Raw genomic sequence first — 26,671 nt, forward strand, 5'->3', positions numbered from 1 at the left:
AAAACCCTGTTCTCGGCGATATTGTGACGCTTACGCTTTTGACAAGCGCGGGAGGCCAAAATTGGCATCCCGCACCTAGAATAAGCTGTCGCTTTAAAAGCGGGCTTAGCGCATCGTGGTTAAAAAATGGTTCAGGCAGCCTGCTTGCGAGGCTTCAAGAGACCACGATTGACGAGCAGTTCCGCGATCTGGATCGCGTTCAGTGCAGCACCCTTGCGAAGGTTGTCGGAAACAACCCAGATGTTGAGGCCGTTCTCGACCGTTGCATCTTCGCGGATGCGCGAGATGTAGGTCGCATCTTCGCCGGCAGACTCGTACGGCGTGATGTAACCACCGTTCTCGTGCTTGTCGATGACCTGGCAACCCGGTGCTTCGCGCAAGATGTCGCGCGCCTGATCGGCAGTGATCTCGCTCTCGAACTCGATGTTGACCGATTCTGAATGACCAATGAAAACAGGCACGCGCACAGCCGTGCAGGTCACCTTGATCTTCGGATCAAGCATCTTCTTGGTTTCTGCGAGAACCTTCCATTCCTCCTTCGTGTAGCCGTCTTCCATGAAGACGTCGATGTGAGGGATGACGTTGAAGGCGATGCGCTTGGTGAACTTCTTGTTTTCGATCGGGTCGGCGACGAAAACGGCGCGCGTCTGGTTGAAAAGCTCGTCCATGCCGTCCTTGCCGGCGCCGGAAACGGACTGGTAGGTCGATACGACGACGCGCTTGATCTTGGCGAAGTCATGCAGCGGCTTCAGCGCCACGACGAGCTGGGCGGTCGAGCAATTCGGGTTGGCAATGATATTGCGCTTTGTGAACTGTTCGATGGCGTCCGGGTTCACTTCCGGAACGATCAGCGGCACATCGGCGTCGTAACGCCATGCGGAAGAGTTGTCGATGACAACGCAACCCTGCGCACCGATCTTCGGAGACCACTTCTTCGAAACCTCGCCACCGGCCGACATCAGGCAGATATCGGTGTCGGAAAAGTCGTAGTTTTCGAGGTTCGCGACCTTGAGCGTCTTGTCGCCGAAGGAGACTTCGGTGCCCTGTGAACGCGAGGAGGCGAGCGCTACGACTTCATCGGCGGGAAAACCACGTTCGGAAAGGATGTTGAGCATTTCCCGGCCCACATTTCCGGTCGCTCCCGCAACTGCAACTTTAAAACCCATTTCTCAAGCTCTCTTTCTCTTCTCTCCTCTTGTCCGGTGAGGGGAAAGGCGCGAAACAATCGCGGCTTTCTGTCCCCAGCCGGGCCGGGGAGAGAGCGGCAGGCCAGAGACGTCAGACGGTTTTCGTCGTCGTTTTGGCCTTGGTTTTGGAAGAAACCGGAACGGCAATATCCACCCCGGCACTCCGTGCCCGGTCATTGCGTGCAGCAATGGCTTGTTCTTGGCGAACCATGGATATTCCCTTTTCCATCGCTGCTCATAAAAGGTTTTCCACAGGAGTCAAGGTTTTTGCTCCGTCGCGTCGGCTTGGCGAGGCTACCGTTTGTGCTCCATGCCGCGCATCCGGTCCGCGCGAACGGGGATCGGTTGCATAGGGCCATGGGCCAGTCGTGGCGGACCGTCGCGGCCGAGCTTGCGCTTACGCTCGAGATGATAGGCATAGGCAAACTGAACGACGACGCCGAGAACGACGAAGATCGGGCCGACAACCTGATCGCGGTTGTTGATGTAGAGCAGCACCTGGCCAGCCATCGCCAGTATCGTCCCAGCAACGAAGATGTTGAGGGAGTGGCGACCGAGGACGACCAGCGCGTTATCCTCGGAGCGGCGCAGTATCCGCGACATCACGGGGATGTTCAGCACCAGATAGGTGAGCGCCAGCACATGCAGAAGCCGCGGCAGCGATAGGAAGGTCTTGTCGAAGCCAGTCAGGACAGGCGGCAATCCGAGGGCCGCGAGCGCATTGCCGAAGCTCCAAAGCTGCCCGACAACCCAGACGAACGACAGAAGCACGTAACCGGCCGCGAGCGTCATGAGGAGCGGGTGGCTCGGTAGCGTGCCGCCCCGGCGCACATGCATCATCCCGACGATGCCGATCGTGAACAGGAACTGCCAGGAGAGCGGATTGAGGAACCAGTAGCCCTCGATCAACAGATTGTGAGGGGCAATCTGGTAGATGCCGGCAAGCAGCCACACGGAGCCCGACACGGCCAAGGCAAGAAGCGGGCTCTTCGCGTTCAGCAGCAGGATGATCGGCACCATCAGCATCAGGGAGCCGTACATGGGCAATATGTTGTTGTAGCCAATCTGGTGTCCGAGCAGCAGCAGCGAGGGGATGCCGGCTTTCAGATTGGTGAGAATTGCGAGGATATTGATCTCGCAGAGAAGCCCCGGCCTATGAAAGACCCAAGCGCCAACAATGAACATGGCAAGAGTCATGAACGTCGTGATCATATGGGCGAGGTAAAGGGTAAAGGCGCGTTTCGTTGCCTTCTTTGCGGTTTCTAGCCAGGCGCCAGGCTGAAAACGCGAACCATAGGCCAAACCGACCGCGATTCCCGAAATGAGGACGAATGCCTCGGCAGCGTCCGAGAAGCCGAAGTTCTTCGTGGTGAGATTCTCGAAAATCTGGCCGGGAACGTGATTGATGAAAATCGTGATCAGAGCCAACCCGCGCAAAACATCCAGGCGGGTATCGCGTTTGGACCGCATGGCAGTCGCAAAACTGCGACCTGCGCCGAAGGTTCTCTCGGGCGTTGTTACCATTGACCTCTCCTGCTTCCGTATTGCAAACGCGGTTGCGGCCAAAAGGTTTCCCCTTTGGCCGCAACGAATCGCCGGATCATAAGCGTCAGCTGGTGCTGTTATCCGACCGGATATCCCTCATCGGGATCAGGGACTTCGCGTCCGTTGATGGCGACATCGTAGCCCCTCTGATGGGACGATTTTGAGACCGAAATGAGGTATTTGCTACCGGCATGTTCAATCTCTGCAGAGAAGCCGTCCCAGGCGCCTGGAAGTGCCGGGCGAACATGAAGCCGCCCATTCTTCAGCCGGATACCGAGAAGGCCTTCCACCGCTGCGCGGTAGAGCCAGCCGGCCGACCCGGTGTACCAGGTCCAGCCGCCACGGCCGGTCAGGGCACCTTCGCCGTACACGTCCGCGGCGATGATGTAGGGCTCGACGCGGTAGCGTTCGGCTGCCTCCAGGTCGCGTGCGTGGCTGATCGGGTTCAGCAGTTCGAAGCAGCGTAGCGCGTCGTCGCCGCGGTTGAGTTCGGCAAGCGCCATCACCACCCAGGTTGCCGCGTGGGTATACTGGCCGCCGTTCTCGCGAACGCCCGGAGGATAGGCCTTGATGTAGCCGGGATCCTTTGCCGAATTGGCGAAGGGCGGCGTAAACAGGCGAATGATCCGCGCCTCGTTGTCGACCAGCTTGTCGAGCACCGATTCCATCGCCTTGGCTGAATGAGCGGGGTCACCCTCGCCCGATAGCACACTCCAGGACTGCGCGATCGAATCGATCTGGCACTCGAGGCTTTCCTTCGAACCGAGCAGGCTGCCGTCGTCAAAGGTTCCGCGACGATAGTAGGAGCCGTCCCAGGCGGCGGTTTCGAGCGCTGTCTTGAGCTCCCCGAGGTGCTGGGTCCAGCGGTCCAGGCGGGCGGTGTCGCCGCGTTCTTCAGCATAGGCGCTGAAGGAGCGCAGTGCACCGGCGAGGAACCAGCCGAGCCAGACGCTCGTGCCCTTGCCGCCAATGCCGACGCGGTTCATTCCGTCATTCCAGTCACCGCCCAGGAAGAGTGGCAGACCGTTGCTTCCTTCGCGGGCGATCGCCAGGTCGAGTGCGATGGCGGCATGTTCGTAGACGCTGACCGTGTCTTCCGAGACTTCCGGCTTGTAGAACGAGTCGTGCTGGCCCTCGAGCAAGGCAGGACCTTCGATGAAGGCGAGCTGCTCGTCGAGGACGCTCTTGTCGCCCGTCACCGTGCAGTAGTGATGCACGGCGTAGGCAAGCCAGACGACGTCGTCCGAAATCAGCGTGCGCACGCCGGCGCCCGTTCCCGGCAGCCACCAATGCTGCACGTCGCCCTCGCGGAACTGGCGGGACGCGGCGTTCAGGATCTGCTTGCGGGCAATCGACGGCTCGTGCAGCACGAAAGCCAGCGTATCCTGGAGCTGGTCACGGAAGCCGAAGGCGCCGCTTGCCTGGTAGAACGCCGTGCGTGCCATGATGCGGCAGCCAAGGCTCTGGTACGGCAGCCAAGTGTTGATCAGGTTGTTCATGCTCTGATCCGGCGTCGAAATCTGAAGCTTGCCGGTAAAGTCTTGCCAGAAGGCGCGGTTTGCTTCGACCACGTCGTCGAACTGGGTTGCACGAATATCCGTGATCAGCGCTCTCGCTTCTTCGCGTGTCTTCGTGTCGCCCAGGAACAGCACGACATCGCGTTCTTCGCCGGCCGCGATCTCGATATCGATCGCCAGTGCCGCTGCGGGATCGCCATCGAGCTCGGTCGCGCCCGAAAGTGCCGCAGCAGCCTGCAGGGCCTTCGGCGAGTGGATCGTACCGGTCTTGCCGATGAACTCGCGGCGGCTCGCCGTGAAGCTCGACAGTTTTTCGCTTGCGGCGAAGAACGCGACGCGGCCTGAATAATCGATGCTGTAGTTGTTGCCGGCAAACAGAGCGCCCGTTTCCGCATCATGCTCGGAGAGAATGAACGGCGCGGTTTTCTGCGTATTGTTGCCGAGAACCCATTCGACGTAGCCGTAGAGCCGCAGCTTGCGGGCGGTCGAACCGGTGTTGCGCAGACGCAGGCGCTGGAGTTTCACCGGTCGTTCGCGATCGACCGTCTGCGTGAGTTCCAGGCTAATGTCGTTCTGGTGGCTGGAGAACACCGAATAGCCAAGCCCGTGGCGCGCTTCGAACCGGATGTCCGGGCGGCGCGATAGCGACGCGTACGGCGTCATCACGGCACCACTGTCGCGATCGACAACGTAGATGGCCTCGCCGGGACGGTTGATCACGGCGTCGTTCGACCAAGGCGTCAGCTGATAGTCACGCGAGTTGGTGCTCCACGTGAAACCAGCACCTTCCGCGGACACGTGGAAACCGAACTTCTCGTTCGAGATCACGTTGATCCAGGGCTGAGGCGTGAAATGACCGCCCGGAAGACGCACGACGTACTCGCGGCCATCGTTGGAGAACCCGCCGAAGCCGTTCCAGAAGCTGAGATCGCCCTCGTCCTCAATCACCACCATGGGTATGGCGGGCGGTACGGCCGGCGTGGCTCGCTTGCTGTGGGCCTTTGCGCGGTCGGCACGCTCCAGCTCCTGCTGCTCTTCCTTGGACGGTGCAAGCAGCGCCGCAGCACGGTTGATCTGATCGATGATCTTGCCGTTCTTTGCATGGAAGGTCACCCGCGACGCCGAAATCAGCGCGTGGTAGGTCGCCTCCTCCATCAGGTCCTTGCGGACCGTGAAGATATGCTGGCGCAGCCCGTCGGCTTGGCCGAGACGGCGAACATTCTCTGCCAGCTGATCGACGGCGTGCTGCATGTCCTGGGCGTACGAGGACGCGCGCTCGTTCATGATGACGAGATCAGCCGTCACGCCGCGTGAACGCAGATATTCCTGGGCCAGCAGCGCCTCGCGGGCGATGTCGAGGTCCATGTCGTCGTTGATGCGCAGCGTGAAGATCGGGAAGTCACCCGAAATGGCCAACGGCCAGAGGGATGACTGGGACTGCATGCCGGCTTCGACCGCTGCTGCATCCGCGCGCAGATGCATGTCGGGGTAAACCAGATGGCGGCCGAGATGCTGGAAGGCGGCGGCCTGCTGCGAGGTCACGCCGACGTGGCGCATCTGCACCTGGGTGCGGGTCCATGCCTGGACGAGTTCGTGGTTGAACGCATCGGCATGGCGATACCGGCTGACGGCCTGATCGACCTCGTGTCGGCTGGGTGCAGCAATCGTCCAGAAGATGACGCTGACCTTCTTGCCGGCCGGGACACGCACCGTGCGGCGAAGCGAAAGAACCGGATCGAGGGTAAAGCCGTCTGTGCCCGAGAGCGTCGCGCCCGGGTCAAAGGCTGCGGCGTTTGCAAGACTTCGGCCGCGACCGAGGAACTTGCGACGGTCGGTTTCGAACTCCGTGTGACGGGTTGCGCCGGCGTTGTCCACGATGAGATGGGCGACAGCCATGTTCGGCTCGTTCGGATCACGCTTGTTGCGTTCGGCGCGAATGACGTCGCCGCGCTTGCCGATTTCCGTCTTGACGAACATCCGGGCAAAAGCGGGATGCGCGTTGTCGGCGTCGTCGGTGGCGAGCACCGGCTCCAGGTACGAGGTCACTTCGATGAAGCGATCTTCGAGGCCAGTGTTAAGCAGCGTCAGACGACGTCCTTCGGCGTCGTGCTCCGTCGCAACAATGCACTCAACTTCGCTGGTCAACTCACCGACCGTTTTGGTGAACTCGGCCTTTTCGTCCGCGAACTCCACCTTGACCTGCTCGCCTTCGATGCTCTTCGGCTCGCTGGTTGCCGACCACCATTCGTTGGTCGCGGTGTCGCGCAGGAAGATGAAGGTTCCCCACCGGTCTTCGGTCGGGTCTGCCTTCCAGCGCGAAACGGACTGGCCGTTCCAGCGAGAATAGCCGGCGCCGGTCGCGGTGAGCATGAGCGAATAATGACCGTTCGAGAGGAACACGAGTTCGCGTTCGCGCGCCGCCGGATCGTAGATCTTGCGCAGCTCCGGCCGCAGCAGATCGTCCTGAATGCTTGCCGGCGTATCGGACTCGTGTTTGCCGCTCATGACCGGGATATCGCGCGGCGCCTTTTCCTGCAGCAGCAGTTCGGCCGCTTCGATGACAGGATCGGAGTGGAAGAGCTCGCGCAGGTGACCGTTGAAGGCGACGTTGGCGACAGCCGCGATCGACATGCCGTGGTGGTGGGCATAGTAGTTGTACACCACCGCGCAGGTCTTTCCTTCCGGTACGCGCGTCGGCGTGAAGTCGACGGCGTCATGGAAGCCGTACTTGCCGAGAGCACCGAGCTTGCGCAGACGCTCGAGGTTTTCGATCGCTGCCGGCGGATTGTATTGGCTGGCGAGGATCGATGCGTAAGGCGCGATGACAGCGTTGTGGCCAAGGCCGCGCTTCAGGCCGAGCGAAGGTACGCCGAAGTTGGTGTACTGGTAGTTCAGGTTGTGGTCGCGGGCGTTGAAGGCCGCTTCGGAGATGCCCCACGGGATGCCCAGCTTGCGGGCGTAGTTCATCTGCTCGACGACCACGAGATTGTTGGTCTGGTTCAGAATGCCACCGCCGCGCTCCTGCATGACCAGAGGAGGCATGAGGTATTCGAACATGGAGCCCGACCAGGACACCAGCGCGCCGCGCGAGCCAACCGGAACCACCTGGCGGCCGAGGCGATACCAATGCTCCGTCGGCAGATCGCCCTTGGCGATGCCAAAGAGGCTGGTCAGGCGGCATTCGGATGCCAGAAGGTCGTAGCAGGCCTGATCGAGCTCACCGCTTTCCACGCGGTAGCCGATCGACAGCAACCGGCGCTCCGGGCGGAAGAGGAAGCCGAAGTCCATCGAGAAGGCGAGGTCGCGTGCCTTGTCGCGAAGTGCGATGAGGCGCGGACGCAGCGCGTCGATATTCGCGAGATCGAAGGTGCTGTCGGAGATATGAGCTTCGCAGACCTTGACCAGCGATTCAGCCCAACGGGTAACCTCGGCGCTCAATGCCGATTTTACTTCGTGGTCGAGATTCGCCGCAAGCTTCTGGATGTCGCGTGCCAGAACCGAAAGGTTGATGATGCGGATGGAGGCGAACTCGTGCTCGCGCTTGACGGCGGCCAGTGCGTTCTGGAAGCCGATAATGCGTTCTTCCAGGCGGCGGCGAAGCGGGCGGACCGTCTTGCGATCGTCCGGCAGCTCGGCGAGCACCTCTGCGAGGATGCCGGCCGTATCGCCAACACCGTCGAGATTGCCTTGCATGTGTGCCGAGGGCGCTTCCGCCCAGTTTCGGCAGGCGGACGAGATCGCAATCAGATGACCAGCGAGGTTGCCGCTGTCGACCGCCGAAACGTAGCGCGGGCCGAGTGTCTGCAGCGTGTCCGTGTGGTACCAGTTGAACAGGTGGCCGCGGAACTTCTCCATCCTGTCGATCGTCGCAATCGTCTGCTCGAGACGCTCGATCGTTTCTTCGAAGGAGAACCATCCGAAATGGCGACCGGATACGACAGAGAGGAGATAGACGCCAATATTGGTTGGCGACGTACGGGTCGCGACGATGACGTGAGGCGTTTCCTGCACGTTATCCGGCGGCAGGAAGTTCTGTTCGGCCGTGGTGAAGGTTTCGAAGTAGCGCCACGTGCGGCGCGCGATCTTGCGAAGCTCGTTCGAAACCGAGTCGGCAACTTCCAGACGGTCTTCCGTTTCGGCGGACTGGCTCACGTAATAGGCCACCACGGGTGACAGGATCCAGAGGACGGCAAAGGGAATGCCGACCAGGAAGGCCTTGTCGCCGGAGAGATAGGCAAAGGCGAGCGCCAGCACGGCCAGAACGGGCGCGTGCCACATTGCCTTGTAGTAGGAGAGGATCGTTCCCTGTCTGCCGGCCTGAACGCTGGCTGCGGTGCGCCACTGCAGCATCAGCTTATGGCTGAAGAACAGGCGATAAAGGGAGCGACCGATCGCATCGGCCATCATGCAGGCGGAGTCGGCGATGAAGACGATCCGCAGAGCGACCTGGGCGTTGGCGGCGCGAATGTCCGACCAGACCGTGTAGAGATGGGCGCGCGCAACGATATCGCTTGTGCGCGGGATGATGCCATTGATGAGCGAAAGGGTCGGAGCGACAAACAGGCAGAAGATCAGAAGAATCTGCCAGATCAGGGCGCCGAGCGGGTCCATGAAGTACCAGCCGAGCACGGATGCGAAGAACCAGGCGATCGGCGTCAGCGAGCGACGCAGATTGTCGAACATCTTCCAGCGGCCGAGGGCCGTGACGCCATATTTCGGATTGAACATATACGGCAGCAGCTGCCAGTCACCGCGCGCCCAGCGATGCTGACGCGAGGTTTCGACTTCGTATCGGGTCGGGAAGTCCTCGACCAGTTCGAGATCCGTCACCAGCGCGCAGCGCGCCATGGAACCTTCGAGAAGGTCATGGCTGAGGACAGAGTTCTCTTCGATGCGGCCTTTCAGCGATGCTTCGAAGGCATCGACATGATAGAGGCCCTTGCCGGTAAAGGTCCCCTCGCCCGCAAGGTCCTGATAGACGTCGGACACCGTGAAGACGTAAGGGTCGAGGCCGCGGTTGATGGAGAATACGCGCTGGAATACCGAGGCATCCTTGCCCGTTGTCAGCGATGGCGTGACGCGCGGCTGCAGGACGCCGTAGCCGCTTTCGACGCGTCCGGTCTCGGGATTGATCACCGGGCGATTGATCGGATGGTAGAGCTTGCCGACGAGCTTGGTGACGGCATCGCGCATCAGGCGTGTGTCCGCATCGAGCGTCATGACGTACTGGACGTTCTCGGGCACGATGTTTGCGCCCGGAAGGTAGGTCGTGTCGCGGTCGCCACGCAGCAGCAGGTTCAGTTCGTGAAGCTTGCCGCGCTTGCGTTCCCAGCCCATCCATGCACCTTCCGACGGATTGTACAGGCGGCGGCGGTGCAGCAGATAGAAGCGGGTCTTGCCGTCATAGGCGTAGCGTGCCGACAGATTGGCAACTTCGCGCCGCGCATAGTCCAACACTTCCAGGTCGGCTGCGGTTTCCTCAACCTGGCTGTCGGGCCAGTCGCTGAGGAGCGCGAAATAGATCTCGCCCCGCGGGTTGGCGAGGTAGTGGACTTCGAGGTTGCGGACGAGTTCATCCACGCTATCGCGGTTGGAGATGAGGCACGGTACGACCAGCAGCGTGCGAGCGTCTTCCGGAATGCCTTCCTTGAATTCATAGCCAACGAGGCGAGCGGGCGTCACGAAGAATGACAGCACCGTATTGAAGAGGCCTGTTGCGCCTTCAGATGCCGGCAACGAGAACATGATCAGCAGAAGAACGATTTCCGCCGGTCCCATACCCGCATTCGCCATGAAGCGGCCAACGATCACCATCGCGAGAATGGTGAGCAGCAGGACCGGAACGGCGATCGACAGCCAGTTGAACTTGCGTACGGTTCGGACGAAGTGCTGCGTGATCGTCGGACGGTAGTTCGACCGCGCCTCCAGTTTCGGTCGGTGCATACCGGTCAGGAAGCCGCCGACATTGGGCTCGTGTGGTTGCTCTTCACCGGAGGTCTTGGCTTCTTCCGTCATGTCGAGCGCGAGCTGTGCGATCTCCATTTCCGTCATCGTCGAGCGCTTGGCCAGCTTCTCGATCTGCTTGCGGTACTTGTTGCGCGAGCCGGAATCGAGATCGCCGTAGTCGGAGTGATCCCACAACAACTTGTCGACATGGCTGACTTGCTCGACCCATACCGACCATTCGGTGTCGTCGATCTCGCGCAGGCTGCGGATGATGTTGCCCATGGTAACGTTGCCGGAGGACAGACGGCTGTGTTCAGCCATCGTGGTCTCTTCTGTGTCACGTCCAAGGCTTCCAAGCCGTTCGTCCAGCCACGCGATTGCGACGCTTGACGCCTGCGAACCATCACGCATGCGATAGAGGAACTGCGTCGAGAAGGTGTTGTCCTCGGCAAGCGGCTCCAGCGTCTTGAGATATTCGGCGGCCTTGGTAGGGTCGGTCAGCCGCACAAGTTCATCCGCAGCCTCGTTGGCGCGGCGGCGCATCCGCCGACTGCGCTCGACGCGAATTGAAATCCGACGAAGATTTTCGACCAGAACGTAGCGTACCAGCGACGGGAGAGCCCAGAGCTCGCCAATCCGCAGTGTCTCCGTTGCCTGGAAACCGTCTACCAGTGCGGTCAGGCTCTCCTGGGAGATGGTGCTGTGGGTGTGGGCGACATAGAGCCAGGCCAGTGCGAGCGTGCGCGGGATCTGGGTGCCGTTCAGGCTGATTGTCGGCAATTCGCGATAGAAGCGCTTCGGAAAGTCGCGGCGAACTTCCTGGATTGCTTCCTCGACGATGTAGTGGTTGTCCAGCAGCCATTCGGCGGCAGGCGTGATCGTCTCACCGGATTCCACATCGGCCGCGGTTGTGCGGTAGACGCGCAGAATCTCTTTTTCGTTTTCCTTGTGCCGCGCGAAAAAGTCGAATGGCGCAAAGGCTGGCAGCGAACTCACGCCGTCCGTCGCTATGGACGCGCCCATCGCCTTAATGTCTTCGATGGAAAGATAGGTCGATCGGATCGAGTCGTTGTGATCGATCTGCTTCGATTCAGACTCGCGGGACGGAGTCGCAGGCGTGGCGGATATGGACATGGTTCGGTTCTGGATCCAAACGAAGTTGTGGTAATTGTTTCGCCTTTTGCACTGCCAAGTATGACTGCCGCATGAACGACGCTGAGCTATGTCAGCGGGGGACAGCAACAAAGCCAACGGCAATCAACAGACGATGCGAATCGATTTAGACGCGGACTGTCGAGCAGATGGGGAGAGAATCTGGTTAATGGCGTGTTCTCCCCCACAGAGCCAATCCGGAAAGTTGGACACTATTGCAATAATTCAAGTCAAGAGCTTTCGCTGAGGCTGTCTCTCGAGCATCAAATTGATGAAGTGGGGGTCTGCTGGACATGAAAAATCCGGCGCCTTTCGGACGCCGGATCTGTCTGATTTTGTTGTGATCAGGCTCTGCGCATCAAGCGAGCGATCAGCGAAACGACAAACAGAATCAGGAACAGGAAGAAAAGTACCTGGGCTATCGAGGCTGATGCGCCTGCAATACCGCCGAATCCGAGGACACCAGCGATAAGCGCTACAACAAGAAACACCAGTGCGTAGTAAAGCATTGCGTTCTCCTTGGTCATTGATGACAGGATAACGGCGACCGGTGTTTTTGGTTCCACCTTGGGAAAGAGGATGTTTTTAAAGTAGAAAAGCGGGTTCCAACGGCGCGCAGCCGGCTTAGCCGATCAATCCGCAAACGACAGCCGCCACGAAAACGAATGCCGCTGCAATGAGCGTCGTGTGTAAGACGCGTTGAATTCGGCCGCCAGCTGTCGCCGGCTTCTTCGACCGCACGGAACCATATTGGTTCACATGAGTATGCGAAATACCCAAGTCTGCCATGTGTCGCCTCCGTGTTCTCCAAGCTTCTACGTGGAGCTTATTTTCTTATATTGTCTATCTAGTTGGTAGAGATAAAATTCCACCACCCGCATTGCGATGAGAAAATCGTTTCGTGCCAGCGTTCTAGCAGAGCGTTCTCCAGGCCCAGATCAGCGAGCGTTCAACGACGTTGTCTTGATGGGCGATGTTCGATGTGTCGAGCAGGCGCCGATCGCGTTCGGCGGGGATCGATGCCGCGCTTTTCGCGTCCTTGTCGGCCTTGGCCGGAGGCGCGAGGTATCCCATGGTCATACCACCGAGAAAGAACATGCCGCATCTCCATGATCACGAAAATTAACGCTCGTTAACGGGATCATGACAGAAGTAAGGCAGCTGTCAATAGTCTAGTCGAATGGTCGTGTTTTAACGGGGCGTTATCCCTAACGCCCCGCGGTCGTCCAAGAAATTCAATGACTTGAAAATACTGGCTTTCAGGCCTTCACGAAGCCCTTGCTCGCGAGCATCAAATTTTTCGTGTAATCTTCGTGAACCGCGGCCTGCGCCAACTCCGTTGCCGTCAGTCGCTCAACGACCGCGCCATTGCGCATGACGGCAAGCCGCTCGCACATGTGCGTGATGACGCCGAGGTCGTGGCTGACCATGACGAACGTCAGCTTCCGGTCGCGACGGACCTGTTCCAAGAGGTTCAGAACCTCTGCCTGCACGGAGGCATCGAGCGCCGATGTCGGTTCGTCCAGCAACAGAATGGACGGCTCGACAATGAGCGCACGGGCAATGGCGACACGCTGCCGCTGACCACCGGAGAGTTGATGCGGATAGCGAAAACGAAAGCCGTTGCCGAGCCCGACTTCGTCCAAGGCACGCGCGATGCGGGTTTCGCTGTCGCCGATACTATGGATCGCCAAAGGTTCGAGGAGGAGCCGATCGATGGTCTGCCGCGGGTGCAGCGAGCCATAGGGATCCTGAAAGACCATCTGCACTTGCCGATAGAAGGCCTTGCTGCGTTGCGCGCCGACCAATTGTTCGCCGTGTATCCTGATCGCCCCGCTTCTCACTGGTGCCAGGCCGGCCACCGCACGCAGCAGAGTCGACTTTCCTGATCCGGATTCTCCCACGAGCCCGAAGGATTCACCGGGCTTAATATCGACGCTGACATTCTTCAGCGCGTGGAAGTGGTCGTAAACGACGCTCAATGCCTCGACGGAGAGTGCTTCGCTCATGCGGCCCACTCCGGTTTACGGTCCAGCACCGGCAGCGGATGCCTGTTCTCACCAATCTGCGGCATGCAATTCAAGAGACCTTGGGTATAGGGGTGCTGGGCGTTGCGCAATTCGGACGCCTTGAGTTCCTCAACGACCTTGCCGGCATACATCACGATGACGCGGTCGCAGAAGGAAGAGACGAGGCGCAGATCGTGAGACACGAAAATCAGGCCCATGCCGCGTTCCGCCACCAGCCGGTCCATGATCCTGAGCACGTCGAGCTGGACGGTGACATCGAGCGCTGATGTCGGTTCGTCGGCAATCAGCAGTTCCGGATCGGCGATCAGCATCATGGCGATCATCGCGCGCTGCCCCATGCCACCCGAGACCTCGTGCGGATAGAGATCGAAAACGCGTTGCGGATCGCGGATCTGCACCGCTTCCAGCATCGCCAGCGCGCGATCACGCGCCTCGCCCTTGCCGACCTTCTCGTGCGTCCGGAGCGTTTCACAGATCTGCCTGCCGATGCTCATGACCGGATCCAACGAATACTTTGGATCCTGCAGGACCATGGCAATGCGTTTGCCGCGGAGAAGGCGACGCTGCTTCGCCGGTGCGGACAAGAGGTCGATGCCATTGAAATCCAGCGTATCGGCGGTCACGATGCCATGCGGCGGCGTGAGGCCCATGATCGCGCGCCCGGTCTGGGATTTTCCTGAGCCGGATTCGCCGACGATGCCGAGCCGCTCCTTGCCGAGCGTGAAGGATACCCCGCGCACGGCTTCGATGACGCCGGTACGGGTGGGATAGCTGACCTTGAGGTTCTTGACTGTAAGAAGCGTGGTCATCGTCCGCTCTCCTTCGGGTCAAGCGCATCACGCAATCCGTCACCCAGCAGGTTGAAGCCAAGGCTGACGATCAGGATCGCTATACCGGGCATAGCCGCCACCCACCACTGGTCGAGGATGAAACGGCGTCCTGACGCAATCATCGCGCCCCATTCGGGGAGCGGAGGCTGGGCGCCGAGGCCAAGAAAGCCGAGGCCGGCGGCCGTGAGGATGATACCCGCCATGTCGAGCGTTACGCGAACGATCAACGAGGAAATGCAAAGCGGCATGACGTGGCGAACCACGATCCGAAGAGGAGAGGCCCCCATCAACTTGACCGCCGAGATATAGTCGGAGCGGCGCACGGTCAGGGTTTCGGCGCGTGCGATACGCGCGTAAGGCGGCCAAGAGGTGATTGCGATCGCGATGATGGCGTTCTGGATGCCGGGTCCCAGCGCAGCCACGAAAGCAAGCGCAAGCACCAGCTTCGGGAACGCCAGAAAGATGTCGGTGATGCGCATCAGCACGGCGTCGACCCAGCCGCCGGCGTAGCCGGATACCGTGCCGACGATCAGTCCGATGGGTGCTGATATGATGGCTACAAGAACCACGACCAGCAGGGTCAAGCGCGAGCCGTAAATCAGTCGCGAGAAGATGTCGCGTCCCTGGTCGTCTGTTCCAAGCAGATAGCCGGCAGTGCCAGGCGGGAGCAGGCGGGCGTTCTTCAGGTCTCCGACGACGGGCGAATGGGTGGCGATCAGATCGGCGAAAGCCGCGACGAGGAGCAGGGCGACGATAATCAGCAGCCCGACAACGGCCAGTCGATTGGCGGTGAACTGCCGCCACGTGACATAGGCGCGTCCAAGGCGTGCCTGCGTGCGCGATTGCGGGCGGTCGGAAAGCAACCACTCGCGGCGGCTCAATGGCGCTGTTTGGTTTGGAACCGTCATCGGTTTCGCGTCCTTGGGTCAAGCGTCCGATAGAGAAGGTCAGACAATAGATTGATGCCGATGAAAACCGTGCCGATGACAATCGTGCCACCGAGGACTGCGTTCATGTCCGCGTTCTGGAGCGAATTGGTGATGTAGAGACCAATGCCCGGCCAGGAGAAGACCGTTTCCGTCAGGACCGATCCTTCGAGCAGACCGGCATAGGAAAGGGCAATGACGGTGACCAGCGGCACGGCGGCGTTGCGGAGCGCATGGCCCCAGATAACCCGGGTCTCGGACAGCCCCTTGGCGCGCGCGGCAACCACGTATTCCTGGCTCAGTTCGTTGAGCATGAAGCTGCGGGTCATGCGGCTGATGTATGCGAGCGAGAAGTAGCCGAGCAGCGATGCCGGCAGGATGATGTGGCGGAAGACGTCGTAGAAGACATCCCACTGGCCCTGCATGGCGCTGTCGATCAGATAGAAGCCGGTAATCGGTGTAAATGTGTATTCGAACACGATATCGATACGGCCCGGGAAAGCGACCCAGCGCAGCTGCGCGTAGAAGATGACGAGCGAGATCAATGCGAGCCAGAAAATCGGCACCGAATAGCCGACCAGACCGATCACGCGCACGATCTGGTCGATGAAACTACCGCGCTTCACAGCCGCCAGCACGCCAAGAGGCACGCCGATGACGGAGCCGATGATCGTGCCGAGCGTCGCGAGCTCGACCGTGGCCGGAAAGGCGCGGCGAATGTCGACCATCACGGGGTTGGTCGTGAGCACCGAGGTGCCGAAATCTCCCGAAAGGATGCTCTTCAGGTAGATGTAGAACTGCTGATAGAGCGGCAGGTCGAATCCGAGCTCGTGGCGCACACGCTCGACAACATGCGACGGTGCGCGATCGCCCAGGATCGCCAGAACCGGATCGATCGGGACAACCCGGCCGATGAAGAACGTTACGGCCAAGAGGCCGAGATAAGTGGTTACGGCGGCGATGAGGAATCGCCCGACCGCCTTTGCAAATGGAAGAGCACGGCCCTGTTTGGGCCGCGCCTCCGTCGTTGTTTCGACGATGCTCAATGGATCAATCCTGCCGGATCATTCCTTGCCGATCGGACCGACATAGTTCGTGTCGAAGCTCGGGCCCAGCTTGAAGTCCTTGACGCTCTTCCGATAGCCGGCCACTTCCGTCTGCTGGAAGATGATCACGAACGGGCTGTTCGCCAGGAACTTCTTCTGGATGTCTTCGTACATGGCAGCACGCTTGGCGCTGTCACGCTCGAGAAGAGCTGCCTTCGTTTCCTTGTCGAGTTCCGGTGCTTCCCAGGTGTTGCGCCAGGCAAGCGTCTTCACCGTGCCCGCATCCGAATTGTCGGGGTTGGTGGTGAAGGTATCGGCGTTCGAGTTCGGGTCGAAATAGTCGGAGCCCCACTGACCGATGTACATGTCGTGTGTACGCGCGCGATACTTGGTCAGGGTCTGCTTGCCGTCGCCGGGGATGATTTCCATCTTGATGCCGGCCTGGGCGAGCGACTGCTGCATGGATTCCGCGATGCCGGTTACCGGCTGCGTGTTGCGAACATCCATGGTCACGGAGAAGCCGTCCTTCAGGCCGGCCTTCGCCAGGAGTTCCTTCGCCTTGGCGACGTCGAACTTGTACGGGTTCTCGTTGAGCGCGCCAAGCTGGCCGGTCGGCAGGAAGGTCTGGTGGATCTCGCCGATACCCTTGATAAGCGTCGAGCCGATTGCGTCGTAGTCGACCAGATACTTGAAGGCTTCCTGGACTTCAGGCTTCTTCAGGTTCTCGTTCTTCGAGTTGAGGCTGACGTAGTAGACGGTGCCCTTCGGCGCGCTTGCGGAGGCAAGGTCCGGGTTCTTGGCGAGCGCTTCGAGATCGCCCGGCTCGAGATTGCGGGCGATGTCGATATCACCGGCTTCCAGGGCGAGGCGCTGAGCCGAGCTTTCCTTCATGAAGCGGTAGATGACGCGGTTGAGCTTGGCCTTGTCACCATAGAAGTTGTCGTTACGCTCGAGAACGACCACTTCGTTCGCACGCCATTCGCGCAGCTTGTAGGCGCCCGAACCGGCATAACCGGTCTTCAGCCAGTCGTTGCCGAAGTCGTTGTCGTACTTGTATTCAGCGGTTGGCGTAACCGGCTTGACGTGGTCGAGGACAAGCTTCTTGTCGACGACCGAGGCCACAGTCGCGGTCAGGCAGTTCAGGACGAAGCTTGGTGCGTAAGGCTTGTCGACGGTAAAGACGAAGGTGTTCTCGTCCGTTGCCTTGGCCTTTTCCGTTACGTTGTCGCCGGTGATGCCGAACTGCGTGATGATGAAGGCCGGGCTCTTGTCGAGCTTGACAGCGCGCTCGAAGGACCAGGCAACGTCTTCCGCGGTGATCGGATTGCCGGAGGCGAACTTGAGGCCGGACTTCAGCTTGAACGTATAGGTCAGGCCGTCGTCGGATACCGTCCAGCTGTCGGCGAGATCGCCCTTGATCTTCGAGGTGTCGCTCATGTCGAGGCGAACGAGCAGGCTATAGGTGTTGCTCGTGACTTCGGCGGTCGAGAGTTCGAACGCTTCGCCCGGATCCATGGTGATGATGTCGTCGATCGCGAAGCCTTCGACGAGCGTATCCTTCGGCGTTTCAGCGAAGGCAACTGGTGCAGCAGCCATCAGGATGGCGAGCGCTGCGCTTGCGGAAAGCGCGCGGAAAGATCGGTTCATTTTATTCAGCATCATAATTTTGTTCCCCTGTTTTTCAATTTAAATACAAAGATATCAGTCCTAGGCGCCCTCTTCTCCCCACGCCGAAGCCAGAATTCGAAGCCAGTTTTCGCTGGCGATTTTTTCTAGATCGCTGCCAGAATATCCCGCGCGCTGGAGGGCTGCAATCAGCCTTTGGTTGCCGGCTGCGTCGCCGATTTCGTCGGGAATCGTCGCCCCGTCGAAGTCCGATCCGAGAGCCACGCAATCGATGCCGACGCGCTCGACGAGATAGTCGATGTGGCGGATCATGTCGCTCAGCGGCGTATCGCCATCGGAGCGGCCATCGCTGCGAAGCATTGCCGTTGCATAGTTGATCCCAACCAGGCCGCGGCTTTCCTTGATCGCGTCGAGCTGCTTGTCCGTCAGGTTGCGGGCGACCGGCGTCAGCGCGTGGGCGTTGGAATGGCTGGCGACAAGCGGTCGGTCCGTTGTCTTTGCCACATCCCAGAAGCCCTTTTCAGTTATGTGGGCGAGGTCGAGCATGATGCCGAGACGATTGCACTCGCGCACCAGCGCAAAGCCCGCATCCGTCAGGCCGGGAGCCGTATCCGGCGACATCGGAAATGCGAAAGGAACGCCGTGCCCGAAGATGTTGTGGCGGCTCCACACGGGACCGAGCGACCGCAGACCGGCGGCATGGAAGACCTCGAGCGCGGCGAGATCGGCGCCGATCGCTTCGCAGCCTTCCATGTGCATGACGGCGGCAAATACGCCGTCCGCAATCGACCTCCTGATATCCTTGACCGTGCGGCAGAGGCGCCAGGCGCCGGCGCGGTCGAGGCGCAGCGCGATCGCGGCCATTTCGTTAGCGATCCTGAGCGACGGCAGCGGATCGAGCGGCGCGGCGAGCGGCGTTACATAGTGGCCGTTCTTGTCGGGATCCGCAAAGACGAGGTCGCCCGATGGCACGTAAATGGCGCAAAGCCCGCCAACGAGCCCGCCTTCCCTTGCACGAGGTGCATCGATGTGGCCCGAATCCGTTCCGTTTGAAAACTCAGCGACTGGATCGCCGCCCTCTCGTTCATGTGTCCAAAGCCGGAGAAGAACGTCGTTGTGTCCGTCGAATACGAATTGCATTTGTGTTCCTGTGTGCCCGGGCGGGCGATACCAAGCGGGCAGAATAGAAAAGATGGCGGAATACGCCACCCCCCTTCTCGAAAAATTTTTCATCGGAAAGAGGGTAATCGGGGTGGTCAAACCGCTTTCGGAGGCGTGGCGCGAAGTAAAGAGATCCGATCGCGGGCGCCCGGTGAAAATGTCGTATAGGCAGCCTATATGTCAGCGCGGCAGCGGCAATCGATCGACTGCCTTTATGGAGAGACAGATGCCCATTTCGATGTATCGCTTGACCGTACCATTGTTTCAGCGGGGCCTGGACACCCTCGATGCCTATCTCGACAAGGCAGAGAAATTCGCCGGCGAAAAAGGCACGGATCCTTCCGATCTGGTCGCCGTTCGCCTCGCGCCAGATATGCTGCCGTTCTCGGGTCAATACCAGCGTGCCACCGACAGCGCGAAATTTGCGATCGCGCGCCTGACCGGAACGGACGCGCCGAAGTTAGATGATAATGAAACGACGATCGCAGCGTTGCGTGAGCGGGTGGCGAAGACTCGTGCCTATCTGGCGACCGTTGCCCCGGATGCGCTCGAGGGAACCGAGACGCATGAGGTCGTCATCTCGCCCGGCGGCAACAAGACCACGTTCCGCGGAGACGAATATCTCGCGACATTCGCGCTGCCGAACTTCTATTTCCACATTTCGATGGCGCACGCGATCCTGCGAAACCAGGGCGTCCCGGTCGGCAAGATGGACTATCTCGGTCGGTTTTCCTGACCTGTCAGGGCCGGTGTGAAACCGGCCCTCTTTCCGTCAGTTCGGTGTAGGCGAGTGTCTGATCGAGGTGGCGCGCACGAAGGGACAAGAGCTTCTCGGCGTAGGCCAGCCGGATCGCGGTATAGGCCGGATCGGCTGCGAGATTGTTCAGTTCCATGGGGTCGCTTCGAAGGTCAAAAAGCAGCGGAGGCAGCGCGGTGAAGTGGACGAACTTGAACTGTTCGTCGCGAACCACCGCAAGGCTGCATTCGTTGGAGCGAAGCCCGAAATGGCGTTCAGCCGTCTGATGGACGATGTCGCGGAAATCGAACTCCCAAAACGCGGCGTCACGCCAGCCATCGCTTCTGCCCGATTGAACGAAGGGCATCAAGGACTGCCCGTCCAGACCGTTGCGGGGCACGATATCCAGGCGGTCGCAGAGCGTCGGAAAGATATCGGCGGCGCTGGTAAACTCTTTGACTGTCGTTCCCACTATTGCCGATCGCGGATCACGGATGATCAGGGGCACGTGGTAGCTTCCGTCGAAGAAACCGCCCTTCCCGAACGTCCAGTGATCCCCAGCCATCTCGGCATGATCCGACGTGAATATGATGACGGTGTCTTCCCAGGCGCCCGAAGCTTTCAGTGCCTGCCAGATTTGTCCAAGCTGGAAATCCACTTCGGCGATCATGCCGTAGTAGATGGCGCGGATTGCCGAAAAGTCGGCGGCATTCCAATCGCTGATGGGGCCGGCGCCACCATGCATCGCGCTGCCCTTGCCGACCCTGGGCATCGCGTAAGACAGGTAAGGGTGAGATTTTTCCTCGGCCTCCCGGTTTTCGGCGCGGGCGAAGGCCGGTCCGTCGCTCGGCGCGAACATGCCGTTGAACGGGCTCGGCGCAGAAAAGGGCGGGTGCGGACGCAGGAAGGAAACGTGGGCAAACCACGGCGCTTCCTGCTCGCCAAGCCAACGTATGAACTCGCCTGTGAGAAACGCGGTTTGTGTCTCGTCCTTGGAATAGGCTGTCGGCGCGCTGGAAATCTCGCCCGGACGGGCGCCAACCGGAATATGAATGTCTCGGCTGGTTGCGTCCGCATGCCCCCGCATGCGCAGCCATGATAGCCATTGCTTCTCATGCTCTGGCAAAAGCTGCCGTGCAGTGAAGCCGGGGAGCAGGCCCTCGTAGGTCGTCAGATGCGGATCGCTATTGTCCAGCGCCCGCGGGTCGGGCGCCGTGTCGGTATAGCCGAACAATGTGGGATCATAGCCTGCGCGTCTGGCAGCCAAGGCCAGATTATCGAAGCGCGCATCCAATGGGGAACCGTTGCGGCAGACGCGATGGTTCATTTGGTAGAGACCGGTGTAAAGCGTCGCCCTCGCCGGCGAGCAGGGCGCAGTGCCGGCATAGTGGTGGGCAAACAGCGTGCCTTGCGCCGCAAGTGTGTCCAGGTTCGGGGTTTTTACGCAGGCGTGGTCGACTGCTGAAAGGCAATCACCGCGCCATTGGTCCGCGGTGATCAGGAGAACGTTGGGTTTGCCGGACATTTGCGGCGCTCAATGCTGGTTTGATTTCGCGTGCCAGTTCCAGGCCGAGCGGATGATTTGCGACAGATCATGCTGCGGCACCCAGCCGAGAACTTCCCGGGCCTTGTCGTTGTTGGCGACCAGCGTGTGGGAATCGCCTTCGCGGCGTCCGACATACTCGACCGGGAACGGCCGTGCCGACACCTCTTCGATGGTTGAAAGCAGCTCCTTGACGGTCGTGCCGGTCCCGGTTCCCAAATTGAGCGCGACAGACTCTCCTCCCCGCAGCAGATATTCGACCGCGCGAACGTGAGCGTCCGCGAGATCAAGGACATGGATGTAGTCGCGCACGCAGGTGCCGTCACGCGTCTCATAGTCGCTGCCGAAGACCTTGAAGCCTTCGCGCCGACCGAGCGCAGCATCGATTGCCAGCGGAATGGCGTGGGTTTCCGGCTGATGCCATTCGCCGATTCGCCCCTCGAAATCTGCGCCGGCCGCGTTGAAGTAGCGCAAGACCACGGATCGAAAGCCCGTGTACCGGTCGTAGTCGGAAAGCGCCTGCTCGACGATATACTTGGTGCGTCCGTATGGATTGATCGGCACCTGTCGATGTGTCTCGTCGAGAGGGACGCTTTGCGGAAGGCCATAGGTGGCGCAGGTCGACGAGAAAACGAACGCCTTGATGCCTGCGTCTTGGGCGGCTGCCAGCAGTGTCAGCGTGCCGATGACGTTGTTTTCATAGAAGGCGACCGGATCCTTGACCGATTCGCCCACTTCGATCAGCGCCGCAAAATGCAGAATGGCCGCTGGCTTGTGCTTGGCGAGGACTTCATCGAGGCGGCTCCGATCGCGAATGTCCCCCTCCTCGGCGGGACCCCATTTGACGAACTCGCGATGTCCGTTCGAGAAATTGTCGAAAACGACCGGCTTGAAGCCCTTGTTCGCGAGATCGAGACACGTGTGCGAGCCGATATACCCAGCACCGCCGACGACCAGAACTGTTTCACCTGCCATGTACCACCTTCTGTTGCCGCATAAAAACAGACGTAGGAGTAGGGCAGCTGGATGGCGATAAAAAGAAGAAACTGCCCTGCGACGACATTCTTTTCGTCTTGTTATCGTTGGGATTAGCAAATTGCCTTTTCGGAAGAAACTCCGAACGGCGATTTTTCTGATGGTGGCGTTGCGTAACAAGAAAATTGAAGTATCGGCAACGCTCGCGATCTATTCTGTCTCTCTTCAGGTCATGAATTTTCGGTGTTTTTGGTTGAAAGGTATGTTGTTCTGCTGTTTGCTTCTTACCATTCGTTGCATTTGTCTTGAAATGCGAATTGGTTTCGCCGGTGAGATCGAAAGTACTTTCCGATGGATATCGCGCTTCGAAAATTCATATTTCGCGATCTGCGAGCGATAAAGGGCTACATAGATCCTCCGGATGCGCTTGTCTTTCTTTCGCTTTTGCGCAGCCAGGAGGCGGCTGGTCTCAACGGAGCGGTCGCCGAGATTGGCGTCTACTTTGGCCGGTCTTACTTTCTCTTCCGGAAACTATGCGGCGGCGGCGCAAAAATTGTTGCGATCGATCCGTTCGACATTCCCGGGCGCGAAAATGGGCGGGGTCAGTATGAGGCTTTTATCGAGAACGGCCGCCGATTGGGACTGCCGGTGGATGAGGAGCTGGTCATCAAGCGTGACAGCACGCAGGTAAACGCGACTGACATCACGGAGAAGGCCGGCAAGGTCCGTTTCTTTAGCATCGATGGGGGCCACATGCTTCGTCACGTGCTGTCAGATGCCCGCTTGGCAGCGGAATCGCTAGCCGACCATGGGGTCATCGCCTTTGACGATACCTGCAATCCTGCGTGGCCGGAGGTAACGGTCGGTGTTGCCGACTTTCTGAGAGAACAGCAGGGTCGCTTCGCGAGCTTCTGCATGACCAAGTACAAAACCTATGTCTGTCGGCAGTCGTTTCACGGGCTCTATTCGCAAGCAATCGCGACATCGCCGGATCTTCTCGCCTTTGGCCATGTGCAGACCGAGTTCCTGGGATCGCAGGTCACCCGACTTGAGAATCCGATGCGGCGCCGGATCATGCATGAATTTCTGGTTCGTTCGGGAATGGGCGGGCTATCCGAGCGGGCCTACCGATAGCAAGAGCAGAGCTATAAAGGGAAAAGCGCCTCGCCGAAGCGAGGCTAGTCCAAGGCCGCTTCGGGGAAAAGAAGAAGCAGCGCGGTTGTTCTATGGCGATGTCGTTTTGCTGCAAAGCGCAGTTTCGCCCATTTTGGTACGCTTCATGTCAATGCTTGGCGTTATCCGCGTTGAGCCGGCCAATGAGCGTGCGGCTGCGACGTAGGGCCGTCACCGCCGCGCCTATTGCAACCACCAAAAGGGCTATGATCAGGACTTCGTTGCGGCCTCCCCAAATCGGCTCGAGGACCGAGAGGACCGCTGCTGCGGTGATGGTCGCCATGCGATGCTGCTTTGCCATCGGCCCGGAGAAATCGCTGGACATTCCCGTCGCCCGGCCGAGTTCGCGGACATAGGCGGTTAGCACCGCGAACGCCGCCGCGGCCCATCCAAGGCCGGGCATGCCCGCGCCCATGCCTGCCCCCGCGAAGATCAGGATGTCGGCGACGCGGTCGGGAAACTCATTCCAGAACGGTCCGTCAGGCGCACCTTTGCCGCCTTCTACAGCGACCATGCCGTCGAAAAGGTTGCATAGCAATCTGAGTTGGCAGAAGGCGGCTGCGAGCAAAAGCAGGACTATGCGTGTCGGTCCGAGGCTCGTTCCGGCAAGAAAGAATGAGCAACCGGCCAACGCCGCCGCAACCATACTGGCCTGGGATATCTGGTTGGGCGTCACGGATTTCGTGACGAGCCATTGTGCGATCGAGCGCGCCCAGTGCGTGTCGCGGCTCGCCAGTGGTCTGCGGTCACCCGATTGCGTCATTGGATCCCCTCTTTCGGTATAGCGAATAATTGTAGATCGCAGCGTAGCTTGTCGACACGGTCAGCGGGAGCGCGACCGTCTTCAGTATCTCCGGTGTTCCGCTCATCGCGTGGATTGCGACCAAGGCGGCCGCGGATGCCGTGCAGGCTATCAGCGGCGGCGCCCAAAGTGCCGGAACGCCCGAGAAACGCTTTGAAAGGTGCTCGATGACGGTTTTCAGAAACAGCGTCAGGCAGGCTGACAAGGCGCCCTGCACCAACCCCGCAAGGAGAGCCTTCGGCAGAGAGTGCGCTCGGTTGGCGAAGACCGCCCAGCCGCCCATCGCAAGGAACGCAAACAGGACGTGCGTTACCGTGCTGCGCGCGATGCGATCGAAGGCCGTGTCGCCGCTCACGTGCTCGACCACCAGTATCGAACCAGATGGAAGAAGATCGGCGCGGAGAACACGACCGAATCGAGCCGATCGATGAGGCCCCCATGCCCCTCGATGAGGTTGCCCCAATCCTTGACGCCACGGTCGCGCTTGATGGCGGACATGACCAGCCCGCCAAAGAAGCCCATCATCGTGATGACAAACGCAAGCAGCCCCGCCTGGAGCGGCGTAAACGGCGTGATCCACCATAGGCCGGCACCGATCAGCGTGGCGCTGGCGACGCCACCCACGAACCCTTCGACGGTCTTTGAGGGGGATAGTTTGGGCGCAATCTTCGTCCGGCCGAAAAGCTTGCCCCAGACATATTGAAGGACGTCGCTCAGCTGAACGATGATCACCAGGAAGGCTATCAGCAGGACGTTCCGGCCCTCGTAGCCGGCTATGTTCAAGGTCAGCAGAGCCGGTACGTGCGAGGCGCAAAAGACGCAGATCATCAGCGCCCATTGCACTTCGGCGATCCGGACAAGAAATCGCTCCGTATCGCCGCGCAGGACCGAAATGATCGGCATAAGCAGGAATGCGTATACCGGGATGAAGATTGAAAAGATCCCGTACTGTCTCTCCCAAAGGAGAAAATACTGAAGCGGCAGGACCACGAAGAAAGCGGCGGCCAACGCCCAGTGATCTGCTCGCTTGGTGTTTGTCAGCGTGATGAATTCACGCAGAGCGGCAAACGAGCAGAAGCCGAACAGGAGCAACACCCCGATCCGACCGGCGAGAAAGGCAAGGCCGATCAAGGCGGCCATGATCCACCATGCCTTGATCCGGGCGTTGAGATTCTCGATCGCGGCATTCGAGCCGTTGGGCGAAAGACGGTGGTGCAGGATATAGCCAACCGTCGATGCGACACAAAGCACGCCAATAATGCCGAGCACGAGTGTCCATAGATCGGAGTTTACCTGGCTCATTCGTTATCGCCTGTATGTTTCGGACAAAGGGCAAGAAGGGCGTTTCGCGTACGCTCGAGGAAGTCCTCTTTGCTTTCGCCTGCGGCAAGGTGCATGGGGCTGCCGAAGGCGACGCTGCACATGAAGGGGATCGGCACGATCTCTCCCTTCGGCATGACGCGATTGAGGTTGTTGATCCAGACCGGCACTAAATGGACATCAGGGCGCGCGGACGCGAGATGAAAGAGGCCGCTCTTGAATGGAAGGAGGGTCGCGTCGGTCTGATTGCGCGTTCCCTCGGGGAAAAGAATCAACGAGGAGCCGGCGTCCAGCGCCGTCGCCATGACCTCGATCGGATCGTGAGTGCGTTTGTCCCGATCGCGCTCTATCAGCACCGCGTTGAAGACATCGCGGCCGATGAACCTGTTTATGGAGGATTTGAGCCAGTATTCGGCGCCGGCGACTGGCCGGGCAGACTTCCTTATGCGCGGCGGCAGGACCGTCCACACGAGAATGAAATCGCCGTGGCTGCAGTGGTTGGCAAAATACACGCACTGACCGTCGGGAATGCCCTCGCTCGGCCAGATCGCGCGGACCGCGGTAATGGCGCGCGCAAAGAGAACAATTGCCGTGGCTACAGGCTTCGCGATGACCGCGCGCATCAATCCCCCTCATTCCCTTGATGCCGCTGACGGCACGTGAAAGGTGTAATCCTCTTTGCAAGCGAGCAAAAGCCCCCGCCCCACCATTGTGCTGGCCGCGAGAGGAAAGCGTTAACCATGCTTCGGTAGGAATGAGGTCGACGCGAAACGGAACGAATCGATGCCAGTACCATCACGCAAGACCTTGGACGCAATGACAACGAGCGAAATCGTGCTTTTTCCGGTTGCCTCGCGCGCCGGCGACATCGAACGGTGTGCAGCCGAGCTGGAACATCGCCATGGCGAGGAAGCGGTTCGCTTCTGGAAATCTGAATGCCGCAGGCTTGCCGACCAGCTCGAATCGTTGGGCTTCTCCGAAGCCGAGGTGCGTGAGCAGGTGATGATATTCCAGGCTGAGGTCCAGAACGATCTGGTCCGGCGTCACGAAGCGCGGGCCATCGCTCAAAGTCGCAGCGGTCGCGCGGTCAAGCAGTAATCGATTCGGGGTCCAGGCGGGTCCCGATCGCCGTTTTTACGAAGATGTCGCGCCAGCG

The 26,671-nt window shown here is 59.9% G+C and carries 20 protein-coding genes; 3 read left to right on the forward strand and 17 right to left on the reverse strand.

The annotated features are described in order from the left end of the window. Positions 1 to 131 precede the first annotated feature (131 nt). The 11 genes from QTL94_RS12695 to QTL94_RS12745 all read right to left on the reverse strand — a co-directional run bounded on the left by QTL94_RS12695 (position 132) and on the right by QTL94_RS12745 (position 18,945). A complete protein-coding gene (locus tag QTL94_RS12695) occupies positions 132 to 1,166 on the reverse strand; it encodes an aspartate-semialdehyde dehydrogenase (RefSeq protein ID WP_065690577.1) in 1,035 nt (344 codons plus the stop codon). Positions 1,167 to 1,481: 315 nt separating this feature from the next. Continuing rightward, a complete protein-coding gene (locus tag QTL94_RS12700) occupies positions 1,482 to 2,711 on the reverse strand; it encodes an OpgC family protein (RefSeq protein WP_502944131.1) in 1,230 nt (409 codons plus the stop codon). A 98-nt stretch (positions 2,712 to 2,809) separates the two neighbouring features. Then, positions 2,810 to 11,329, reverse strand: a complete 8,520-nt coding sequence (locus tag QTL94_RS12705) for a glycoside hydrolase family 94 protein (RefSeq protein WP_289801861.1) — start codon at positions 11,327 to 11,329, stop codon at positions 2,810 to 2,812. Positions 11,330 to 11,691: 362 nt separating this feature from the next. Beyond that, positions 11,692 to 11,856, reverse strand: a complete 165-nt coding sequence (locus QTL94_RS12710) for a DUF1328 domain-containing protein (RefSeq protein ID WP_065690574.1) — start codon at positions 11,854 to 11,856, stop codon at positions 11,692 to 11,694. A gap of 403 nt (positions 11,857 to 12,259) precedes the next feature. Further along, positions 12,260 to 12,445, reverse strand: a complete 186-nt coding sequence (locus tag QTL94_RS12715; protein ID WP_065690573.1) for a hypothetical protein — start codon at positions 12,443 to 12,445, stop codon at positions 12,260 to 12,262. 161 nt (positions 12,446 to 12,606) lie between these two features. After that, the gene (locus QTL94_RS12720) at positions 12,607 to 13,356 is read right to left on the reverse strand and encodes an ABC transporter ATP-binding protein (protein ID WP_289801865.1); all 750 of its coding nucleotides are present in this window, start codon (positions 13,354 to 13,356) and stop codon (positions 12,607 to 12,609) included. Further along, a complete protein-coding gene (locus QTL94_RS12725) occupies positions 13,353 to 14,186 on the reverse strand; it encodes an ABC transporter ATP-binding protein (RefSeq protein WP_289801867.1) in 834 nt (277 codons plus the stop codon). The genes QTL94_RS12720 and QTL94_RS12725 overlap by 4 nt, the downstream gene beginning before the upstream one ends. Further along, positions 14,183 to 15,115, reverse strand: a complete 933-nt coding sequence (locus tag QTL94_RS12730) for an ABC transporter permease (protein ID WP_065690570.1) — start codon at positions 15,113 to 15,115, stop codon at positions 14,183 to 14,185. Before QTL94_RS12730 ends, QTL94_RS12725 begins: the two co-directional genes overlap by 4 nt. Continuing rightward, the gene (locus tag QTL94_RS12735) at positions 15,112 to 16,179 is read right to left on the reverse strand and encodes an ABC transporter permease (RefSeq protein ID WP_289801870.1); all 1,068 of its coding nucleotides are present in this window, start codon (positions 16,177 to 16,179) and stop codon (positions 15,112 to 15,114) included. The genes QTL94_RS12730 and QTL94_RS12735 overlap by 4 nt, the downstream gene beginning before the upstream one ends. Positions 16,180 to 16,197: 18 nt before the next feature. Then, a complete protein-coding gene (locus QTL94_RS12740; protein ID WP_289801872.1) occupies positions 16,198 to 17,841 on the reverse strand; it encodes an ABC transporter substrate-binding protein in 1,644 nt (547 codons plus the stop codon). 45 nt (positions 17,842 to 17,886) lie between these two features. After that, positions 17,887 to 18,945 carry a dipeptidase gene (locus QTL94_RS12745; protein WP_289801874.1) on the reverse strand — a complete coding sequence of 353 codons (1,059 nt, stop codon included), beginning with the start codon at positions 18,943 to 18,945 and terminating at the stop codon, positions 17,887 to 17,889. Between the two features lie 247 nt (positions 18,946 to 19,192). Between QTL94_RS12745 and QTL94_RS12750 the strand changes: the two genes are divergently transcribed. Next, positions 19,193 to 19,702: a DUF1993 domain-containing protein gene (locus tag QTL94_RS12750; RefSeq protein ID WP_289801876.1), complete on the forward strand. Its 510-nt coding sequence runs from the start codon at positions 19,193 to 19,195 to the stop codon at positions 19,700 to 19,702. A 4-nt stretch (positions 19,703 to 19,706) separates the two neighbouring features. On the opposite strand, the gene QTL94_RS12755 is transcribed toward QTL94_RS12750, so the two are convergent. Both QTL94_RS12755 and galE read right to left on the reverse strand, forming a co-directional pair. Then, the gene (locus QTL94_RS12755; protein ID WP_065690565.1) at positions 19,707 to 21,227 is read right to left on the reverse strand and encodes an alkaline phosphatase family protein; all 1,521 of its coding nucleotides are present in this window, start codon (positions 21,225 to 21,227) and stop codon (positions 19,707 to 19,709) included. Between the two features lie 9 nt (positions 21,228 to 21,236). Further along, entirely contained in the window at positions 21,237 to 22,220 is a 984-nt protein-coding gene (gene galE / locus QTL94_RS12760; RefSeq protein ID WP_065690564.1) for a UDP-glucose 4-epimerase GalE, read from the reverse strand. A 351-nt stretch (positions 22,221 to 22,571) separates the two neighbouring features. Here galE and QTL94_RS12765 point away from each other — a divergent pair, with 351 nt between their 5' ends. After that, complete coding sequence (locus QTL94_RS12765; RefSeq protein ID WP_065690563.1) at positions 22,572 to 23,354, forward strand: class I SAM-dependent methyltransferase; 783 nt, start codon at positions 22,572 to 22,574, stop codon at positions 23,352 to 23,354. Between the two features lie 148 nt (positions 23,355 to 23,502). Here QTL94_RS12765 and QTL94_RS12770 read toward each other — a convergent pair whose 3' ends face one another. The 4 genes from QTL94_RS12770 to QTL94_RS12785 are packed head-to-tail and all read right to left on the reverse strand — an operon-like array spanning position 23,503 to position 26,138. Continuing rightward, a complete protein-coding gene (locus tag QTL94_RS12770) occupies positions 23,503 to 24,156 on the reverse strand; it encodes a CDP-alcohol phosphatidyltransferase family protein (protein WP_065690562.1) in 654 nt (217 codons plus the stop codon). Next, positions 24,140 to 24,550, reverse strand: coding sequence for a hypothetical protein (locus tag QTL94_RS12775; RefSeq protein ID WP_065690561.1), 411 nt, complete (start codon positions 24,548 to 24,550; stop codon positions 24,140 to 24,142). Before QTL94_RS12775 ends, QTL94_RS12770 begins: the two co-directional genes overlap by 17 nt. Then, positions 24,547 to 25,497 carry a phosphatidate cytidylyltransferase gene (locus QTL94_RS12780; protein WP_065690560.1) on the reverse strand — a complete coding sequence of 317 codons (951 nt, stop codon included), beginning with the start codon at positions 25,495 to 25,497 and terminating at the stop codon, positions 24,547 to 24,549. The genes QTL94_RS12775 and QTL94_RS12780 overlap by 4 nt, the downstream gene beginning before the upstream one ends. Beyond that, complete coding sequence (locus QTL94_RS12785; protein ID WP_065690559.1) at positions 25,494 to 26,138, reverse strand: lysophospholipid acyltransferase family protein; 645 nt, start codon at positions 26,136 to 26,138, stop codon at positions 25,494 to 25,496. The genes QTL94_RS12780 and QTL94_RS12785 overlap by 4 nt, the downstream gene beginning before the upstream one ends. Before the next feature lie 160 nt (positions 26,139 to 26,298). On the opposite strand from QTL94_RS12785, the gene QTL94_RS12790 reads away from it, so the two are divergent. Next, on the forward strand, positions 26,299 to 26,613 hold the full coding sequence (locus QTL94_RS12790) for a DUF6074 family protein (RefSeq protein ID WP_065690558.1): 315 nt from the start codon (positions 26,299 to 26,301) through the stop codon (positions 26,611 to 26,613). Positions 26,614 to 26,671 lie beyond the last annotated feature (58 nt).

Source organism: Rhizobium sp. S96, assembly GCF_030382195.1.
Taxonomy (GTDB): domain Bacteria; phylum Pseudomonadota; class Alphaproteobacteria; order Rhizobiales; family Rhizobiaceae; genus Rhizobium.

Bases quoted from the DNA above. Each gene is read 5' to 3' on its own strand.
- QTL94_RS12695 (WP_065690577.1), bottom strand. From the start codon at position 1,166: ATGGGTTTTAAAGTTGCAGTTGCGGGAGCGACCGGAAATGTGGGCCGG.
- QTL94_RS12700 (WP_502944131.1), bottom strand. From the start codon at position 2,711: ATGGTAACAACGCCCGAGAGAACCTTCGGCGCAGGTCGCAGTTTTGCG.
- QTL94_RS12705 (WP_289801861.1), bottom strand. From the start codon at position 11,329: ATGTCCATATCCGCCACGCCTGCGACTCCGTCCCGCGAGTCTGAATCG.
- QTL94_RS12710 (WP_065690574.1), bottom strand. From the start codon at position 11,856: ATGCTTTACTACGCACTGGTGTTTCTTGTTGTAGCGCTTATCGCTGGT.
- QTL94_RS12715 (WP_065690573.1), bottom strand. From the start codon at position 12,445: ATGTTCTTTCTCGGTGGTATGACCATGGGATACCTCGCGCCTCCGGCC.
- QTL94_RS12720 (WP_289801865.1), bottom strand. From the start codon at position 13,356: ATGAGCGAAGCACTCTCCGTCGAGGCATTGAGCGTCGTTTACGACCAC.
- QTL94_RS12725 (WP_289801867.1), bottom strand. From the start codon at position 14,186: ATGACCACGCTTCTTACAGTCAAGAACCTCAAGGTCAGCTATCCCACC.
- QTL94_RS12730 (WP_065690570.1), bottom strand. From the start codon at position 15,115: ATGACGGTTCCAAACCAAACAGCGCCATTGAGCCGCCGCGAGTGGTTG.
- QTL94_RS12740 (WP_289801872.1), bottom strand. From the start codon at position 17,841: ATGATGCTGAATAAAATGAACCGATCTTTCCGCGCGCTTTCCGCAAGC.
- QTL94_RS12745 (WP_289801874.1), bottom strand. From the start codon at position 18,945: ATGCAATTCGTATTCGACGGACACAACGACGTTCTTCTCCGGCTTTGG.
- QTL94_RS12750 (WP_289801876.1), top strand. From the start codon at position 19,193: ATGCCCATTTCGATGTATCGCTTGACCGTACCATTGTTTCAGCGGGGC.
- QTL94_RS12755 (WP_065690565.1), bottom strand. From the start codon at position 21,227: ATGTCCGGCAAACCCAACGTTCTCCTGATCACCGCGGACCAATGGCGC.
- galE (WP_065690564.1), bottom strand. From the start codon at position 22,220: ATGGCAGGTGAAACAGTTCTGGTCGTCGGCGGTGCTGGGTATATCGGC.
- QTL94_RS12765 (WP_065690563.1), top strand. From the start codon at position 22,572: ATGGATATCGCGCTTCGAAAATTCATATTTCGCGATCTGCGAGCGATA.
- QTL94_RS12770 (WP_065690562.1), bottom strand. From the start codon at position 24,156: ATGACGCAATCGGGTGACCGCAGACCACTGGCGAGCCGCGACACGCAC.
- QTL94_RS12780 (WP_065690560.1), bottom strand. From the start codon at position 25,497: ATGAGCCAGGTAAACTCCGATCTATGGACACTCGTGCTCGGCATTATT.
- QTL94_RS12785 (WP_065690559.1), bottom strand. From the start codon at position 26,138: ATGCGCGCGGTCATCGCGAAGCCTGTAGCCACGGCAATTGTTCTCTTT.
- QTL94_RS12790 (WP_065690558.1), top strand. From the start codon at position 26,299: ATGCCAGTACCATCACGCAAGACCTTGGACGCAATGACAACGAGCGAA.